The 14,927-nt window shown below is 65.0% G+C and carries 17 protein-coding genes; 5 read left to right on the forward strand and 12 right to left on the reverse strand.

Annotation, left to right across the window (positions count from 1 at the left end; all coding sequences use genetic code 11):
- Positions 1-11 precede the first annotated feature (11 nt).
- The gene (locus tag QY325_00805) at positions 12-434 is read right to left on the reverse strand and encodes a RimK/LysX family protein (GenBank protein WKZ66480.1); all 423 of its coding nucleotides are present in this window, start codon (positions 432-434) and stop codon (positions 12-14) included.
- A 119-nt stretch (positions 435-553) separates the two neighbouring features.
- Here QY325_00805 and QY325_00810 point away from each other — a divergent pair, with 119 nt between their 5' ends.
- Genes QY325_00810 through QY325_00820 form a run of 3 tightly spaced genes read left to right on the forward strand, consistent with a single transcriptional unit; the run spans position 554 to position 2,737 of the window.
- A complete protein-coding gene (locus tag QY325_00810) occupies positions 554-1,057 on the forward strand; it encodes a DUF4920 domain-containing protein (protein ID WKZ66481.1) in 504 nt (167 codons plus the stop codon).
- 19 nt (positions 1,058-1,076) lie between these two features.
- Entirely contained in the window at positions 1,077-1,799 is a 723-nt protein-coding gene (locus tag QY325_00815) for a phosphatase PAP2 family protein (GenBank protein WKZ66482.1), read from the forward strand.
- On the forward strand, positions 1,796-2,737 hold the full coding sequence (locus tag QY325_00820; GenBank protein ID WKZ66483.1) for an isoaspartyl peptidase/L-asparaginase: 942 nt from the start codon (positions 1,796-1,798) through the stop codon (positions 2,735-2,737). The genes QY325_00815 and QY325_00820 overlap by 4 nt, the downstream gene beginning before the upstream one ends.
- Here QY325_00820 and QY325_00825 read toward each other — a convergent pair.
- From QY325_00825 to QY325_00860, 8 genes are all read right to left on the reverse strand, one after another.
- A complete protein-coding gene (locus QY325_00825; GenBank protein WKZ66484.1) occupies positions 2,734-3,849 on the reverse strand; it encodes an AI-2E family transporter in 1,116 nt (371 codons plus the stop codon). The genes QY325_00820 and QY325_00825 overlap by 4 nt on opposite strands.
- A gap of 28 nt (positions 3,850-3,877) precedes the next feature.
- Positions 3,878-4,303: a hypothetical protein gene (locus QY325_00830; protein ID WKZ66485.1), complete on the reverse strand. Its 426-nt coding sequence runs from the start codon at positions 4,301-4,303 to the stop codon at positions 3,878-3,880.
- Positions 4,296-4,679: a hypothetical protein gene (locus QY325_00835; GenBank protein WKZ66486.1), complete on the reverse strand. Its 384-nt coding sequence runs from the start codon at positions 4,677-4,679 to the stop codon at positions 4,296-4,298. The genes QY325_00830 and QY325_00835 overlap by 8 nt, the downstream gene beginning before the upstream one ends.
- A complete protein-coding gene (locus QY325_00840; GenBank protein WKZ66487.1) occupies positions 4,666-5,037 on the reverse strand; it encodes a YtxH domain-containing protein in 372 nt (123 codons plus the stop codon). The genes QY325_00835 and QY325_00840 overlap by 14 nt, the downstream gene beginning before the upstream one ends.
- 78 nt (positions 5,038-5,115) lie before the next feature.
- Positions 5,116-5,403 (reverse strand): DUF3817 domain-containing protein, encoded by a 288-nt coding sequence (locus tag QY325_00845; protein ID WKZ66488.1) that lies wholly within the window; start codon positions 5,401-5,403, stop codon positions 5,116-5,118.
- Positions 5,404-5,435: 32 nt separating this feature from the next.
- Positions 5,436-6,539: a serine hydrolase gene (locus QY325_00850; GenBank protein ID WKZ66489.1), complete on the reverse strand. Its 1,104-nt coding sequence runs from the start codon at positions 6,537-6,539 to the stop codon at positions 5,436-5,438.
- Positions 6,540-6,589: 50 nt separating this feature from the next.
- Positions 6,590-7,462, reverse strand: a complete 873-nt coding sequence (locus tag QY325_00855) for an HAEPLYID family protein (GenBank protein WKZ66490.1) — start codon at positions 7,460-7,462, stop codon at positions 6,590-6,592.
- Between the two features lie 175 nt (positions 7,463-7,637).
- Positions 7,638-8,507, reverse strand: coding sequence for a cyanophycinase (locus tag QY325_00860; protein WKZ66491.1), 870 nt, complete (start codon positions 8,505-8,507; stop codon positions 7,638-7,640).
- Positions 8,508-8,685: 178 nt separating this feature from the next.
- Here QY325_00860 and cphA point away from each other — a divergent pair, with 178 nt between their 5' ends.
- The gene (cphA, locus tag QY325_00865) at positions 8,686-11,349 is read left to right on the forward strand and encodes a cyanophycin synthetase (protein ID WKZ66492.1); all 2,664 of its coding nucleotides are present in this window, start codon (positions 8,686-8,688) and stop codon (positions 11,347-11,349) included.
- A 128-nt stretch (positions 11,350-11,477) separates the two neighbouring features.
- Positions 11,478-12,278, forward strand: coding sequence for an RES domain-containing protein (locus tag QY325_00870; GenBank protein ID WKZ68002.1), 801 nt, complete (start codon positions 11,478-11,480; stop codon positions 12,276-12,278).
- 179 nt (positions 12,279-12,457) lie between these two features.
- Here the strand turns inward: QY325_00870 and QY325_00875 are convergent, their stop codons facing one another.
- The 3 genes from QY325_00875 to QY325_00885 all read right to left on the reverse strand — a co-directional run bounded on the left by QY325_00875 (position 12,458) and on the right by QY325_00885 (position 14,889).
- Positions 12,458-13,357, reverse strand: coding sequence for an IS3 family transposase (locus QY325_00875; protein ID WKZ66493.1), 900 nt, complete (start codon positions 13,355-13,357; stop codon positions 12,458-12,460).
- A gap of 203 nt (positions 13,358-13,560) precedes the next feature.
- A protein-coding gene (locus QY325_00880) for an IS3 family transposase (GenBank protein ID WKZ66494.1) occupies positions 13,561-14,632 on the reverse strand; the annotation gives its coding sequence in 2 pieces (ribosomal slippage) (positions 13,561-14,368 and positions 14,367-14,632; 1,074 coding nt in all).
- 71 nt (positions 14,633-14,703) lie between these two features.
- A complete protein-coding gene (locus tag QY325_00885; protein WKZ66495.1) occupies positions 14,704-14,889 on the reverse strand; it encodes a transposase in 186 nt (61 codons plus the stop codon).
- Positions 14,890-14,927: the final 38 nt, after the last annotated feature.

Genomic DNA, 14,927 nt, shown 5'->3' on the forward strand with positions numbered 1-14,927 from the left:
GGCCCAAGGGCTCAGCCCAGCAGGTTGCGGCCCGCCACGTCCACCAGGAAGCGGCCGCGGAGCAGCTTGCGGCCCAGGAGCACCTGGTACTTCATGTCGCTGCGGTCGAAGAGCGTGAACTGCGTGCGCACGGTGTGGGCGCCAAGGCGCACCCGCGTGGCGATGAGGTAGCGCCGGCTCGACTCGCCGTTGCTGCTCTTCACCGTCACCCGCTGGAAGCTGCGGAACACCTTGGTGGTGCGGTGCCCGCCCATCCGGAAGGTGACCACAAGCTCCTTGCCGCGGGCTCCCTGCCGCGTGCGCAGCCGCTGGTAGTGCAGCGCGCTCCGGTAGGCGCCGGTATCGATCTTGGCCGCCACCCGGGCGATGCCCAGGCCCGGCAGGGCGATGTGCTCCAGCCGTCCGATGGTGGTCTTGCGTGGCGCCCGTGCCATGCCGCAAAGTAGGCGCGCCGCAGCGCCGCGCCGGGCTCCCCGGCTTCAGGCTTTTTAACAGGGCATGGTTTTCGTCAGTGCGCCGGTCGGGCGCGCATCGCCACCTTTGCACCACTGCCATGAACCGCCGAACCACCTCCGCCATGAGCCACCTCTTCGCCTCCCTCGCCACCGCCACCTTCCTCATCGCCTTGACGCTGTCGCCGATGGCGGCGCTCGCCCAGGGCACGGTGAAGGGCTATGGCGCCACCATCACCGCCGATGGCGCCATGAGCACCGCCGACTTCGCCAAGGCCATGAGCGCCTCGGACAGCATGGCCGTGAAGCTCGAGTGCGAGATCATCACCAGCTGCACCAAGAAGGGCTGCTGGATGACCGTGCAGATGCCCGAGGGCCAGCAGATGATGGTGCGCTTCAAGGACTACGGCTTCTTCGTGCCCACCAAGGGGCTCGAGGGCAAGCGTGCCGTGCTGCAGGGCTATGCCACCAAGGAGACGGTGGACGTGGCCACGTTGCGCCACTACGCCGAGGATGCCGGCAAGAGCAAGGAGGAGATCGAGAAGATCACCGAGGCCGAGCACAACCTGATGTTCCTGGCCGACGGGGTGCTGATCACCTACTGAACCCAGCGTGCCGCGCATCATGCACTGGCCAAGGCCCGGGCTCAAGCTCCGGGCCTTGTCGTTGCTGCTGATCGGCACCAGCGTCCATGCGCAGACCCGGCACGACCTTCGCTGGGGCCGCGAGGCGATGATCGTGGGCGTCGGCCTCGGGCTGAACACCAGCGGCCTCCTGCTGGCGCAGCGCCCGCGTCCCGAAGCCATCCGACCGGGCCCGGTGCCGTCCATCGACCGCGTGTCCACCCGGCTATGGCATCCGCAGGCGTCGCGCGCCAGCGATGCGCTGTTCGGCATCGCCGCAGGAGCCGCCGTGCTCGGGGCCATCCGCAACCAGCATGGTGAGCAGCCCTTGCTGCCGGTGGCCATCATCGCCCAGAGCACCCTCCTCTCCATCGGCCTCACCACCACCGTGAAGGAGCTGGTGCGCCGGCCCCGGCCCTACCTGCACAACAGCGATGTGCCTCCATCCCTTCATGACGCGCGCAAGGACCACCTGAGCTTCTGGAGCGGCCACACGGCCAACACGGCCGCGATCACCTTCGCTTGCGCCAGCCTGGTGCAGCACAGCGATGCCCCGCGCGGCTGGCGCACCGCCGCCTGGATCGCTGCAGCGGGCGCCCCGGCGCTCATGGGCTACCTGCGCATCCGCGCCGGCAAGCATTTCCCCACCGACGTGATCGCGGGCTATGCCGTGGGCACGGCCGTCGGCCTCGGCACCGCCTACTTTCACCGCCAACCGAAATGACCCTCGAACGAATGAGCACCATCGCCCTTGCCGTGCACGGCGGCGCAGGCACCATCGCCCGCGAATTGATGACCCCGGCCCGTGAGAAGGCCTACCGCGATGCGCTGGAGCTGGCGCTGCGGCGCGGTCATGCCGTGCTCGCCGCGGGCGGCGCCGCCCTCGATGCCGTGGAGGCCGCCGTGCGCGCACTGGAGGATTCGCCGCACTTCAATGCGGGGAGGGGCTCAGTCTTCAATGCCGACGGCCAGCACGAGATGGATGCCAGCCTGATGAGCGGCGCCGACCTGCGCGCCGGCGCCGTGGCCAGCGTGCAGAACGTGAAGAACCCGATCACGCTCGCGCGCCGCGTGATGGAGAAGAGCAACCATGTGCTCATCAGCGGGCTCGGCGCCTTCGAGTTCGCCCACAAGCAGAAGGTGGAGCTGGAGGACGACCAGTACTTCTTCGATCAGTTCCGCTACGACCAGTGGAAGGAGACCGTGGGCACCGACGTGTACAGGCTGGACCACAGCGACAAGGAGAAGAAGTTCGGCACCGTGGGCGCCGTGGCGCGCGATGCGCAGGGCCACCTCGCCGCCGCCACCAGCACCGGCGGCATGACCAACAAGAAGTGGCAGCGCATCGGCGACAGCCCCATCATCGGCGCGGGCACCTACGCCAACGATGCCACCTGCGCGGTGAGCTGCACCGGGCACGGGGAGAGCTTCATCCGCGCCGTGGCCGCGCACGATGTGCATGCGCTGATGGCCTACAAGGGGCTGTCGCTCGCCGAGGCCGTGCGGGTGGTGGTGCACGAGAAGCTGCCGCCCCTCGATGGCGATGGGGGCCTCATCGCCATGGACCGCAACGGAAGCATCGTGCTCGACTTCAACTGCTCGGGCATGTACCGCGGGCAGGTGGGCGCAGACGGGGTCTTCCAGACGGCCATCTTCCGCTAGCGCGGCGGCGCGGGCTTCGGCGGCTCGGCCGCCTTCCGCTTGAACCGCAGGTGCAGCCGCTTCTCCTTGGGCGTCTCGATCTCCTCGCCCAGCAGGTAGCCCCAGGGCTGCAGCGAGGGGATGCTGTCGCACACCACCTTCAGCATGCCGGTGATGGGGATGGCCAGCAGCATGCCCGCCACGCCCCAGAGCGCGCCGAAGCCGAAGAGGGCCACCAGGCTGGCGAGCGGGTTGATGCTCACGCTGCTGCCCACCACCTTGGGGGTGATCACGTTGTTGTCGAGGAACTGCACCACCAGCACCACGGCCAGCGCCGAGGCGGCATGCAGCGCGCTATCGCGGGTCACGAGCGCCACGAAGACCGGCAGCAGGCTGCCCGCGAGCGCCCCCACGTAGGGCACCACGTTGAGGATGGCCAGGAGGAAGCCGAGGAGCACGGCGTACTTGAGGCCGATGGCGAGGAAGCCGAGCGAGCACAGCGCGCCGAAGATGGCCGCCACGGTGAGCACGCCGCCGAGGTACTTGCGCGAGAGGCCGCTGATGCGCACCATCACGTCGAGCACCGCGCCCTCGCGCGTGGTGCCGAGCCGCAGGAAGAAGGTGCGGAAGCGGTCCTTGAGCAGCAGCAGCAGGAAGACGAAGAAGGGGATGGGGGCCACCACGGTGAGCACCGCGCCCGTGCCGGAGAAGAGCGAGAGGGCCGCCTTGCCTCCCCAGTTGGCGAATTCGCTCACGTGGGCATTGAACCAGGCGATCTGCTCGCGCCGGTCGAGTTCGGTGCGCGCCTCGATCCACCCCAGCAGCTGGTCGCCCTTGGCGGCGAAGCGCTCCTGCAGTGCGGGCAGCTCCTGCCCGAAGCGGGCCAGCTGCCAGCCGATGACGAAGAAGACGCCGAGCACCACGGCCAGCAGGGTGATGGTGGCCAGCAGCGCCGCCACCCAGCGCGGCATCACGCGCTCCATGCGCCGCGCGAAGGGGAGGAGCAGGAAGGCGAAGAGTCCGCTGGCGAGGATCAGCAGGAGGAGGTCGCGGCCGAAGTGCAGCACCGTGACGCTGAGCGCCACGGCGGCCAGCACCAGGACATACCGCAGGAGCGCATCGGTGGCGGGCATGCCCAAAGGAACGCGATCCGTCCGCCGATCAGCCGGAACTGCGGCCCGCGCGGCGCTCGCGCCACCGCGCACGCAGCCCCATCAGGCTGCGGCCGGCCTCGGCGCCCAGGCGCTCCAGCCGCTCCGGCGTGAGGAACCAGGCCAGCAGGCCCGGCAGCGCCATGCGCAGCAGGCCGCCGGCGATGCGGCCCGCATCGGGCTCCTGGCGCGCGTTGTCCGCGGCGGCATCGCGCTCCGCCGCACGACCGGGCAGGAAGATGTCGCCGAGGAGCTGCAGCCAATGCACGCCCGCAAGCGTGCGCCGCACGCCGTTGTACATCAGGTTGCGCCTGAAGACAGGGTCGGCCACGGCCTTCAGCGTGCGCTGCAGGCGCTGCCGCTCCTGTGAGCGCACGTCGCGCAGGCGCTGGATCTCAGCGTCCACCTCGGCCACCGAACGGAAGCGCTCAGCCATGGTCGTTCGCGGCGTTCACCACGGCGAGGATGATGCGGTCGCGCAGCACCCATCGCCACAGCAGGTAGAACAGAAGGAGCAGCAGCAGGAAGGAGCCCCCGGCGATGAGCATGCCCAAGGCCGGATCCTGCAGCAGCTGGCCGAGCCAGAGGCCCCAGGCCAGGCACAGGAAGGCCGCCGCGATGGTGATGAGGAAGAAAGCGACCAGCACCAGGAGCGCCCTGGCCGCGAAAGCGCCGGCCTTGCGCGATACCACCAGGCGCACGCGCGTGCCTTCGGCCCGCACCATGGCGATCACGGTGCCGGCTACGTCCTCGAAGAACTCCGCCGGCCCGGCGTCAGGCCCCGTTCCGTCAGGTCGCTCAGTTGGCCCCATGCCGGATGTGATCGGCCGCATGGCGCACGCGCTCGGCCGTGGCGTCTGTCGAGGTCTTCACGTCATCGCGGATGCGCCCGGCCAGGTCCTTGCCCTCCTCGAAGAGGAAGCGGATGAGGTCGTTCACCTCCTCCTTGGTCAGGGTGGCGGTGCTGGCAGCGCGTCCGCGCGCCTTGCCCCACTCCTCACGGGCCTTATCGATCAGCTCGTCCAGGTCGTCGCGTGCATCCTCGGCGCGCTTCACGATCCGTTCGCGCGTTTCCTTGCCGCTGCGCGGGGCCAGGAGAAGCCCCACGACAGCACCTACGGCCGCGCCTCCCAGGAAGGCCAGCAGCCCCGATCCACGTTGATGGTCCATGGTGATTGATTTGACGTGAAGATAGGGCCCTCCGTCGAGCGGCGACTGACGGCCGTCAGGAGCGCCTGCGCCGGTTCCTCACCGGAGCCACTTGCGCTCCAGCACGAAGGTGCCGAAGGGGAGCACGGAGGCCAGGCCCAGGCCGACCACGCGCTCGGCATCCCACTTCAGTTTGGTGAAGAGCGGTACGGCCGCCACCCAGTAGCCCACGAAGAGCACGCCATGCGCCCAGCCCACGTACTTCACCGCCAGCGGCATGCCCGCTATGTACTTCAAGGGCATGGCGATGAAGAGCAGGAGCAGGAAGCTGATGCCCTCGGCGAGGGCCACGGTGCGGAAGCGGCGGATGGTCGGCTCGTCGTTCATGGGGTGCAAAGGTACCCCGGCAGGCCCCGGTATCAGTAGGCGGGCGCCATGGACCGGAACACCTGCGTCCAATCGAGGCCCGCATTGCCGCTGCCCAGGCGCACCATCACCAGCTCGCGCTGCGGGTCCACGTACACGTACTGGCCCAGGATCCCCTCCGCGCAGAAGTCGCCCTCCGCCGAGGGCAGCCACCATTGGTAGCGGTAGAAGCCCGCACCGCCTTGCTCCCTGCTCGGCTTGATGCTCGTTTCCACCCAGTCGCGCGGCACGAGCTGCTCCCCGCGCCACTGGCCCTTCTTCAGGTAGAGCGAGCCGAGCTTCGCGAAGTCGCGGGCCGGGGCATTGATGCAGCAGAAGGCCTTCTCGATGCCATCCTTCTTCCGATCGATGCTCCAGGAGCTTGCGTACTCCATGCCCAGCGGCGTCCACAGCCGGTCGCTGAGGTATCGGGTGAGCGTGCGCTCATCGCCCTTCATGCGCAGGGCGCGCGTGAGCAGCAGGCCGAGCAGCTGCGTGTCGCCGCTCACATACTCCCACTTCGTGCCAGGCTCGCGCTTCAGCTTCAGCTTCAGGGTGTACTTCGTGAGGTCGCGGCCGTAGTAGAACTTGGCCACGGTGCCGAAGGGGTTCACGTAGCTCTCGGTGAAGTCGATGCCGCTGGTCATCTGCAGCACGTGCTCGATGGTGACCTTGTCGAAGCCGTGCGCCTTCAGCTCGGGGATGAATTCGGTGACCGGCTGCTGCACATCGCGGATGTAGCCGTCGGCGATGGCCGTGCCGATGAGCATGCTCACCACGCTCTTGGCCATGGAGAAGGAGGGGTGCACCTGCGCGGTGTCGTAGCCCTTGAAGTAGCGCTCGTACACGATGGTGTCGCGTCGGATCACAAGGAAGGCCACGGTGCGGTGGTCCTTCAGCCAGGTGTCGAAGGGGATCTCCTTGCCGTCCTCCACCTTGTACCGCGGTGCCTTCTCCTGCGGCGCTGCCGCATAGCGGAACGGCTCAGCCGCAGCGGCCAGGGGCCGCGACGGGAATTTCCGGTGGTCGCGGATATCGGCGAAGTTCCAGACGAAGAAGCGGCCGATGGTGCAGCCGGAGAGGAGCAGGGCCAGGGGGAGCAGCAGGGCGTAGCGCATGCGAGGACCGGTGGTGAAAGGTAGCCGGGCAGCCGGTGCCCTGGGCGCACTCAGTGCGTGCCGTGGCGGTGCCCCGGCTCCCAGATCAGGCGTACGAAGGTGCTGAAGCGCTGGTTCTCGCGTTCTACGGGGATGCCGGTGACGATGCCCACGAGCAGGTTGTCCGCGATGCCCACGCGCATCTGCGGGCGTATCGTCATGTCGAAGTCGCCCTCCTCCACGCTCTTGTTGAGCTCCACGCCCACGAAGTTGCGCGTGCCCGTGATCATGTAGTGCAGGCTGGTGTTGATGTCGTACCGGATGTGGGGGCGATGGGCCTTGCGGTCCTGCATGATGTGCGGCCCGGTGTACACCAAGGTGTGGAGGTTGTCGCCCCAGCGCTTGGCGGCTGCCACGAAGGGGTTGAAGATGTTGCCGGTGATGAGGTCGGCGCGCCGGTCGCCGAGGTCGGGCAGCACCAGTTCGTTGATGTACCCGAGGGCCATCGAGGCCTTGGCCCGCTCCGCCACGAGGAAGGTCCACTGCGCCGCCAGCTTCAGGCTCTCCACGCGGTCGGGCGGGCGTGACGCCTCCCGGCCGTTGCGCTGCGGCGCATACAGCGTAACGGGCACCTCGATCTCAAGGCCCAGGCGGTCCACCGGCGCGAATTCGTACTCCACCAGCATCTGGTAGGTGTCGTAGCCCAGGTTGTCCGTGAGTCCCAGGCCCGCATTCCATTCGCGCTCGCCCTTGCGCGCGCCCAGGTCGCGGATCAGGTCGATGAAGAGCGGCTCGGCGTGCAGCAGCTTGGGCTTCCCCGGCGCGTCCTCCACTTCGCTGATGTAGAGGCTGTCGAGCGCGTCGCCATCCGGGGCCACCGGATCCTGCGCGTATGCGCTGAGCGCGGCCAGCACCCCGGCGCAAGCAGAACATCGAACGAGCATGCCCGCGAAAAAAGGCCCGTTCGGTCACGCAGGCGCGGCTGTTCAGTTTTTTTCACGGCCGTGCTCAGGCAAGCTGTAAGGCGCTGAGCATCGGTATGGATCCGGTCTGGGTCCCGCACGACCCATGGCTCCGAAAGGGCTCCAGGGCGACGGGGCCTCACGGACATCCCTCGCCTCACCCTTTCAGGCCCACCCGCACGCCGGTGAACTGCCGGCGCTTCACGCTGTAGCAGTAGCCCTTGCTGATGATGTGCACCTTCATGCCCTCGATGCTGAAGGGCTCGCCCTCGCCCACGTCGGCGTAGTCGCTGTAGGTGATGTCGTGGCCATCGAAGATCATCACCTGGCCGCTGCCGACGGTCTCCAGCATGTCGGCGCCGGTGATCACCACGCCGGTGTCCTCGCCCAGGCCGATGCCGATGGCCGAGGGGTTGGCGGCCACGGCCTGGGTGAGGCGGCTGAAACGACCGCGCTCCACGAAATGGCTGTCGATGATCACGTCGTGGATGAGGGCCGCCCCGGTGGTCATCTTCACCCCGCCCTTGATGAGGCCGCTGCTGCTGTGGCCCTGGTAGATCATGGTGCTGCTCATGCACATGGCGCCCGCGCTGGTGCCGGCGATCACGAAACCCGCCTCCTCGTGGTAGCGGCGCTGCATGAGCCGCAGGAAGGCCGTGCCGCCGAAGATGGTGGTGAGGCGCAGCTGGTTGCCGCCGCTCATCATCACGCCATCGGCCTTGGCCAGCCGCTTGATCATGTCGGGCTTCACATCGCTGCGCTCCCGGATGTCGAGCACATCGATGTTGGTGGCGCCCAGCCGGCCGAAGGCGGCGATGTAGTTCTCCCCCACCTCTTCGGGGATGCTGCTGGCGCTGGTGATCACCGCGATCCGCTTCTGCGGCCCCCCGATCTCGTCCACCACGCGCCGCAGGATGCCCTCCTCGATGAAGCTGTGGGTGTAGACCTTGGTGTTGTGGCCGCCCTCCGGTTCCTGGCCCTTGTCCTCGTTGCCGCCGATGGCGATGAGCTTTCCCTTGGGTGTCATGCAGTTGGATTTCCCCCGCCCCAGGCCGCCAAAGTAGAGGACCGGCCGGAACCCGTGAGCCCCGGGTGGCCGAAGTATGAACAAGGGACCTTGCTATATTGGTCCGGCTCGGTTGCTGAGCCCGGCTTACCCCGGTCTGCAACCGGCAACCCCCAACTCCGGACAAGCACCTTAACCTATGCGCATCCTCGAGCTAAAGGCCATGCGTGGCCCCAACCATTGGTCCGTCCGCCGCCACCACCTCATCATCATGCGGCTCGACATCCAGGACCTGGAGGAGAAGCCCACCGACAAGATCCCCGGCTTCTACGAGCGCATCACCACGCTGCTTCCCAGCACGTACAGCCACCGTTGCAGCGAGGAGCACGAGGGCGGTTTCTGGGAACGCATCAAGCGCGGCACCTGGATGGGCCATGTGATCGAGCACATCGCCCTGGAGATCCAGACCCTGGCCGGCATGGAGACCGGGTTCGGTCGCACCCGCAGCACCAGCGAGCGCGGCGTGTACAACGTGGTCTTCAGCTACATCGAGGAGCCCGTGGGGTTGTTCGCGGCCAAGTCGGCCGTGCGCATCGCCCAGGCCCTGATCGATGGCACGCCCTACGACCTGGAGGCGGACATCCAGCAGATGCGCGAGATCCGCGAGGAGAGCCGACTGGGCCCCAGCACCGGCAGCATCGTGCAGGAGGCCGTGAGCCGCGGCATCCCCTACCTGCGCCTCAACGGTCAGAGCCTCGTGCAGCTGGGGCATGGCGTCCACCAGAAACGCATCCGCGCCACCATCACGAGCAAGACCAGCAACATCGGCGTGGAGATCGCCTGCGACAAGGAGGAGACCAAGCAGCTGCTGGAGAGCTACGAGATTCCCGTGCCCAAGGGCCGCGTGGTGCGCACCGAGGAAGGGCTGAAGGATGCCTTGGAAGTGGTGGGCTACCCCTGCGTCATCAAGCCCATCGGCGGCAACCACGGCCGTGGCGCCACCATCGGCATCAAGAGATGGGAGGAGGCCGTGCCCGCGCTGGCCAAGGCCAAGGAGATCAGCCGCAGCGTGATCGTGGAGCGCTACATCACCGGCCTCGACCATCGCCTGCTCGTGATCAACCACCAGTTCGTGGCCGCTGCCAAGCGCACGCCGGCCTGCGTCATCGGCGATGGAAAGAGCACCATCGCCCAGCTGGTGGCCGAAGTGAACAAGGACCCCCGCCGCGGCTTCGGCCATGAGAAGGTGCTCACGCAGATCGACATCGACGATGCCACCGAGAAGATCCTCGCCAAGCTGGGCATGACGGTGGACAGCGTGCCCACGAAGGACGAGGTGGTGTACCTGAAGGCCACCGCCAACCTCAGCACCGGCGGCACCGCCACGGATGTCACGGAGATCGTGCACCCCTACAACGTCTTCATGGCCGAGCGCATCTCGCGCATCATCGACCTCGACATCTGCGGCATCGACATCATGACGGACGACATCACGCAGCCGCTCACCGAGACCGGCGGCGCGGTGCTGGAGGTGAACGCCGCGCCCGGCTTCCGCATGCACCTGGAGCCCACCGAAGGCATCGGCCGCAACGTGGCCGAACCCGTGGTGGACATGCTCTTCCCGCCCGGCGCGCCCAGCCGCATCCCCATCATCGCCATCACCGGCACCAACGGCAAGACCACCACCACGCGCCTCACCGCCCACATCATGCGCAGCGTGAACTACAAGGTGGGCATGACGTGCAGCGACGGCGTGTACATCATGAACCGCATGCTGATGAAGGGCGATTGCACCGGCCCGGCCAGCGCGCAGTTCGTGCTGAAGGACCCGCTGGTGGACATGGCCGTGCTGGAAACGGCGCGCGGCGGCATGCTGCGCAGCGGCCTCGGCTTCGAGCATTGCGATGTGGGCATCTGCACCAACGTGGCCGCCGACCACCTCGGATTGAAGGACATCAACACCCTGGAGGAGCTGGCCCACGTGAAGAGCACCGTGCCGCGCAGTGTGCGCAAGGACGGCTACGCCATCCTCAACGCCGACGATGAGCTGGTGATGGCCATGCGCAAGCAGTGCGATTGCAGGATCGCCCTCTTCAGCCTCGACGAGAACAACCGCCTGATCCGCCAGCACTGCAAGCTCGGTGGACTGGCCGCCATCTACGAGAACGGCTTCATCACCATCAGCAAGGGCGAGTGGAAATTGCGCATCGAGAAGGCCGTGAACGTGCCGCTCACCTACGGCGGCAAGGCGGTGTTCAACGTCCAGAACATCCTCCCCGCCGTGCTCGCCGCCTACACGCAGGGCGTGAAGATCGAGGAGCTGCGCCAGGCCCTGATGACCTTCGTGCCTTCACCGGCGCAGACGCCCGGCCGCCTCAACCTCTTCCAGTTCCGCAACTTCCAGGTGGTGGTCGATTACGCCCACAACCCGCACGGCTTCGAGGCGCTGGGCCGCTTCCTCAGCAAGGTGCCCGACACGCCCAAGATCGGCGTCATCGCCGGCGTGGGCGACCGCCGCGACGAGGACACCGTGAACCTGGGCAAGCTCAGCGCCCGCATGTTCGACGAGATCATCATCCGTCAGGACCGCAACCTGCGCGGCAAGACCGACGATGAGATCATCGCGCTGCTGGTGAAGGGCATCCACGAGGTGGACCCCAACAAGCCCTTCAAGATCATGAAGAAGGAGGAGGAGGCCATCCGCCACGCCATCGGCACCGCGCCGAAAGGCGCCTTCGTGGTGCTCTGCAGCGACGTGGTGCCCGATGCCCTGGAGCTGGTGCTGAAGCTGAAGGAGCAGGACGAACAGGTGGCCTTCAGCAAGGAGGACATTCCCAATAGGAATAAGGAGTTGGTGGGGTGATACAGATGAGTTCCGAGGAGAAGCGCGCTGTAGAGTATTTGCGTCGGGTTAAGGACCACATCTACCGCATTCCTATCGAGGATCTTGAGCGGGAGCTCTGGCAATTTGTCCCTGTGGTTCCCATTGCTATGCTTATAGCGGATAGGCTGCCGGTTCCTCAGAACTACGAGGGAAATGGTCACTGGCTCTTCCGTGCACAAGGCAATTCAGAAGCAGAGCCCGTTTTCAAGCATGTGGAACGACTATCAATTTGTCCTGACTATCATGCGCAGCACATCGCAGCGGGGAGGTGTAATAGAGCAAGGCAACCGTTGTTCTATGCGTGCAATCAGTACACATCCGCATGCTTGGAAGCTCTGACCCGAGGGTTTCGTGATACGCCTCCTAACGGAGTCAACGTAACCTGCGGACAGTGGGGCATAAGGGAGCCGCTTGTTTTGGCGAGGATTGGATATGATCATGCCGCACTGCAAAAGGCAATGCACATTGACCCGGTAAGATATCAGAGCATGATTGAGGAAACTCAGGGGCAGAAGGATCATGTGAGGCAAGGCTTCGCACTCAGCGGCGCGATGGACCCTGAGGTGGCATTGGAGATGCTTGAGATATTTACATCTGAGTTTGCCAAGACGAGAGTAGAGTCAGACGGTGACTACAGCCTTTCGATACTTTACGCAGATAGGGTATTGAACCATAGCCGAACTCCTGATGGCGGCTTGTTCGATGGAGTTGTTTACCCCAGTGTTAGCTCTGCATACCAAGAGCTCAACGTGGCCCTGCATCCGCGAGCAATGAAGAAGATCGGTTTCAGGTATGCGTACATGAGCACGATGGCCCACTTCGAAGAGCAGAACGTCGTGCGCCCAATACCGTTGGATTGGCAGGTTGTGGCCGACACATGCGGTACTCTCCTTTGGAAGAAAGTTTAGACAATGCCCATTGGCTTCAAGCAGAGCCTATTTCACATATGCTCTTCTCCAGAGCAGGAAGACGCTGGCTCCGGTCTCCAATGGCGCAAGAAGTAGCAGCTTCGGTCAATTGCAGTCCCTCAAGCGATCCTCACACTCCTCAAGTTCATCTTCGAGGTCACTTTGTAAGCTCCCCCTGATCAGGCGCGCGAGTTCCTAAAGATCACACTTTCTGTGATGTCGGTGTGATCGTCCTGTTGGAATGTGGGGAAGTCCGCGCGTGAGCCTGTGTAGTGGGCAGGGAGTTGTCCACATTTCAACAGGAACTCGCGCGGGGTATGATCCATGAGCGCATCGTGGGGGCGTTCGTTGTTGTAGCTCCAGATGAACTCGATGGTAAGCTGCCTCAACTGCTCAAGGCTCTCGAAGAGGTAGGCATCAAGCACTTCCTCGCGGTAGGTGCGGTTGAAGCGCTCGATCAAGCCGTTCTGCATGGGGCGCCCCTTCTCGATGAATGTCAGCTCTATTCCGTTGCGCTCGGCCCAGAGCTCCATCTCCTGGGCGATGAACTCCGGGCCGTTATCCACGCGCAGGCGTTCAGGCTTGCCGCGCCACTCGATCAGCTTGTCCAGTTCGCGGGTCACGTACTGGGCACGGATCGAGGTGTCGATGGTGATGTTCAGCGCCTCGCGACCGAAGTCGTCGATCACGTTGAAGGTGCGCAGCTTGTTGCCGTTCAGGAGCCGGTCCGCCATGAAGTCCATGCTCCAGGTGATGTTCGGGCCGATCGGCAGGCACAACGGTTCCTTCACGCGTTCGGGCACGCGCCTCTTGGTGGGGCGGCGCAGGTTCAGGCCGGCCACGATGTACAGCCGGTAAAGGCGCTTGTGATTCACGATACGTCCGTCCTTTCGCACACGCTTGTACACCTTCCAAAAACCCCAGGTCGGCTTCTTGGTCACCCAGTGGTTCATGTGCTCGATCACCTCGATGTCGTCCTTGGAAATGGGCTCGTAGCGATACACGCTTTGGCTCAATCCCAGCAGCTTACAGGCTCGCCGAACACTCCGCTTGCACTGCGTCACAAGCCAGTGTGCCATCTCACGCTTCTCGGCGAGCCCTAGGGCTTTTTTCCCAGGATCTCCTTGAGGATGTCACGGTCCAGGATCGTGTCGGCCAGCTTGAGCTTCAGCTTGGTGTTCTCCTCACGTAGCGCGCGCAGCTCCTTGAGCTCGCTCACGCCCATGTGTAAGCTTCCCCTGTTTTCGGGCCGATCATAACTAGAGGCTCCTGGGGCATAGGTTTAGGATCGGATGGGCGCTGGCGGCCGGTAGCCAAGCGCCTTGTGTGGGCGGTGATGGTTGTAATCGGTCATCCACTCATCGGCCTTCTCGCGCACCTCGTCCAAGGTACGGAACACGTAGGCGCTGAGCAGTTCACGACGGATGCTGCCGTTGAGGCGTTCGATGTAGGCGTTCTGGGTGGGCTTGCCTGGCTGGATGTAGGTCAAGGTAATGCCGTGTTCGCGGCACCAGTGGTCGAGCTTGGCGCTGATGAACTCCGGGCCGTTGTCCACGCGGATCATCTTGGGCAGCGGACGCACTGCTTTGATGCGTTCCAGCACGCGTATCACGCGCAGTGCGGGCAGTGAGGTGTCCACCTCGATCGCGAGCACCTCCCTGTTGTAGTCGTCGATCACATTTAGCAAGCGGTAGGTCCGGCCGTCCCAGAGGCTGTCATGCATGAAGTCGATGCTGTAGACCTGGTCCGGACCAGCAGGACGGAACAGCGCCTGCTTCACCCGTGCAGGCAGCCGTTTCTTGGCCCTGCGACGAATGTTGAGGCCCAGACCGGTGTAGACCCGATACACCCGCTTGAAGTTCCACAGGTGACCCATCAAGCGCATCCGATGATGGCTTTGCCACACCCCGATGGCCGGGTGCTTCTGGGTGAGCTGTTCCAAGACCTGGATAATGGGCGTGTCATCCGCTGGGGTCTTGCAGTACTGCGCGGTGCTGCGCGCCAAGCCCACGCTGCCGCAGGCTTGGCGCTCGGAGATGCTGTGCTCCTGTATCATCGCCTGAACGATCTCGCGCTTCTCGTCAGGCGCCCCACTTCTTTTCCACCACCTGCTTCAAGGCATCATGCACCATGCTCAGCTCGGTGTACATGCGCTTCAGGCGGCTGAGCTCCTCCTGCAGGTCACGCAGCTGCTTGACCTGGTTGGGCTCCATGCCGCCATACTTGGCCTTCCATTGGTAGAACGTGGCGTTGCTGATCCCGTGCTCGCGGCACAGGTCGGCCACCTTCGAGCCAGCCTCGTGACGCTTGAGGATGGCGATGACCTGATGCTCGGTGAACTTGCTCTTTCTCATGGCTACGTGTGGTTGAATGTAGCCCCTGGCCGGCCGAAGCGATCCTTGGCCCCGCGGGGCCAAGGATCACTTCACCTCCAGCAATGAATGGCCGAACTTCGGGGAAGCTTACACATGCCGCCATACTTGGCCTTCCATTGGTAGAAGGTTGGCTGGCTCACGCCATGCTCCCGGCAGACGTCCGCCACCTTGCGGCCCTGCTCATGCTCGCGCAGCATCGCAACGATCTGCGCTTCCGTCCACTTGCTCTTTCTCATCGCTCCAAAGTTCAGGTTGGTTGTGGGTTTCTTCTATC

The organism is Flavobacteriales bacterium (genome assembly GCA_030584065.1).
Taxonomy (GTDB): Bacteria; Bacteroidota; Bacteroidia; order Flavobacteriales_F; family PHOS-HE28; genus PHOS-HE28.

Coding starts and splice junctions, on each gene's coding strand:
- QY325_00805 (WKZ66480.1), bottom strand. CDS start 434: ATGGCACGGGCGCCACGCAAGACCACCATCGGACGGCTGGAGCACATC.
- cphA (WKZ66492.1), top strand. CDS start 8,686: ATGCGCATCCTCGAGCTAAAGGCCATGCGTGGCCCCAACCATTGGTCC.
- QY325_00845 (WKZ66488.1), bottom strand. CDS start 5,403: ATGAACGACGAGCCGACCATCCGCCGCTTCCGCACCGTGGCCCTCGCC.
- QY325_00835 (WKZ66486.1), bottom strand. CDS start 4,679: ATGGGGCCAACTGAGCGACCTGACGGAACGGGGCCTGACGCCGGGCCG.
- QY325_00810 (WKZ66481.1), top strand. CDS start 554: ATGAACCGCCGAACCACCTCCGCCATGAGCCACCTCTTCGCCTCCCTC.
- QY325_00875 (WKZ66493.1), bottom strand. CDS start 13,357: ATGGCACACTGGCTTGTGACGCAGTGCAAGCGGAGTGTTCGGCGAGCC.
- QY325_00820 (WKZ66483.1), top strand. CDS start 1,796: ATGACCCTCGAACGAATGAGCACCATCGCCCTTGCCGTGCACGGCGGC.
- QY325_00840 (WKZ66487.1), bottom strand. CDS start 5,037: ATGGACCATCAACGTGGATCGGGGCTGCTGGCCTTCCTGGGAGGCGCG.
- QY325_00860 (WKZ66491.1), bottom strand. CDS start 8,507: ATGACACCCAAGGGAAAGCTCATCGCCATCGGCGGCAACGAGGACAAG.
- QY325_00870 (WKZ68002.1), top strand. CDS start 11,478: ATGCTTATAGCGGATAGGCTGCCGGTTCCTCAGAACTACGAGGGAAAT.
- QY325_00885 (WKZ66495.1), bottom strand. CDS start 14,889: ATGAGAAAGAGCAAGTGGACGGAAGCGCAGATCGTTGCGATGCTGCGC.
- QY325_00825 (WKZ66484.1), bottom strand. CDS start 3,849: ATGCCCGCCACCGATGCGCTCCTGCGGTATGTCCTGGTGCTGGCCGCC.
- QY325_00815 (WKZ66482.1), top strand. CDS start 1,077: ATGCACTGGCCAAGGCCCGGGCTCAAGCTCCGGGCCTTGTCGTTGCTG.
- QY325_00830 (WKZ66485.1), bottom strand. CDS start 4,303: ATGGCTGAGCGCTTCCGTTCGGTGGCCGAGGTGGACGCTGAGATCCAG.
- QY325_00855 (WKZ66490.1), bottom strand. CDS start 7,462: ATGCTCGTTCGATGTTCTGCTTGCGCCGGGGTGCTGGCCGCGCTCAGC.
- QY325_00850 (WKZ66489.1), bottom strand. CDS start 6,539: ATGCGCTACGCCCTGCTGCTCCCCCTGGCCCTGCTCCTCTCCGGCTGC.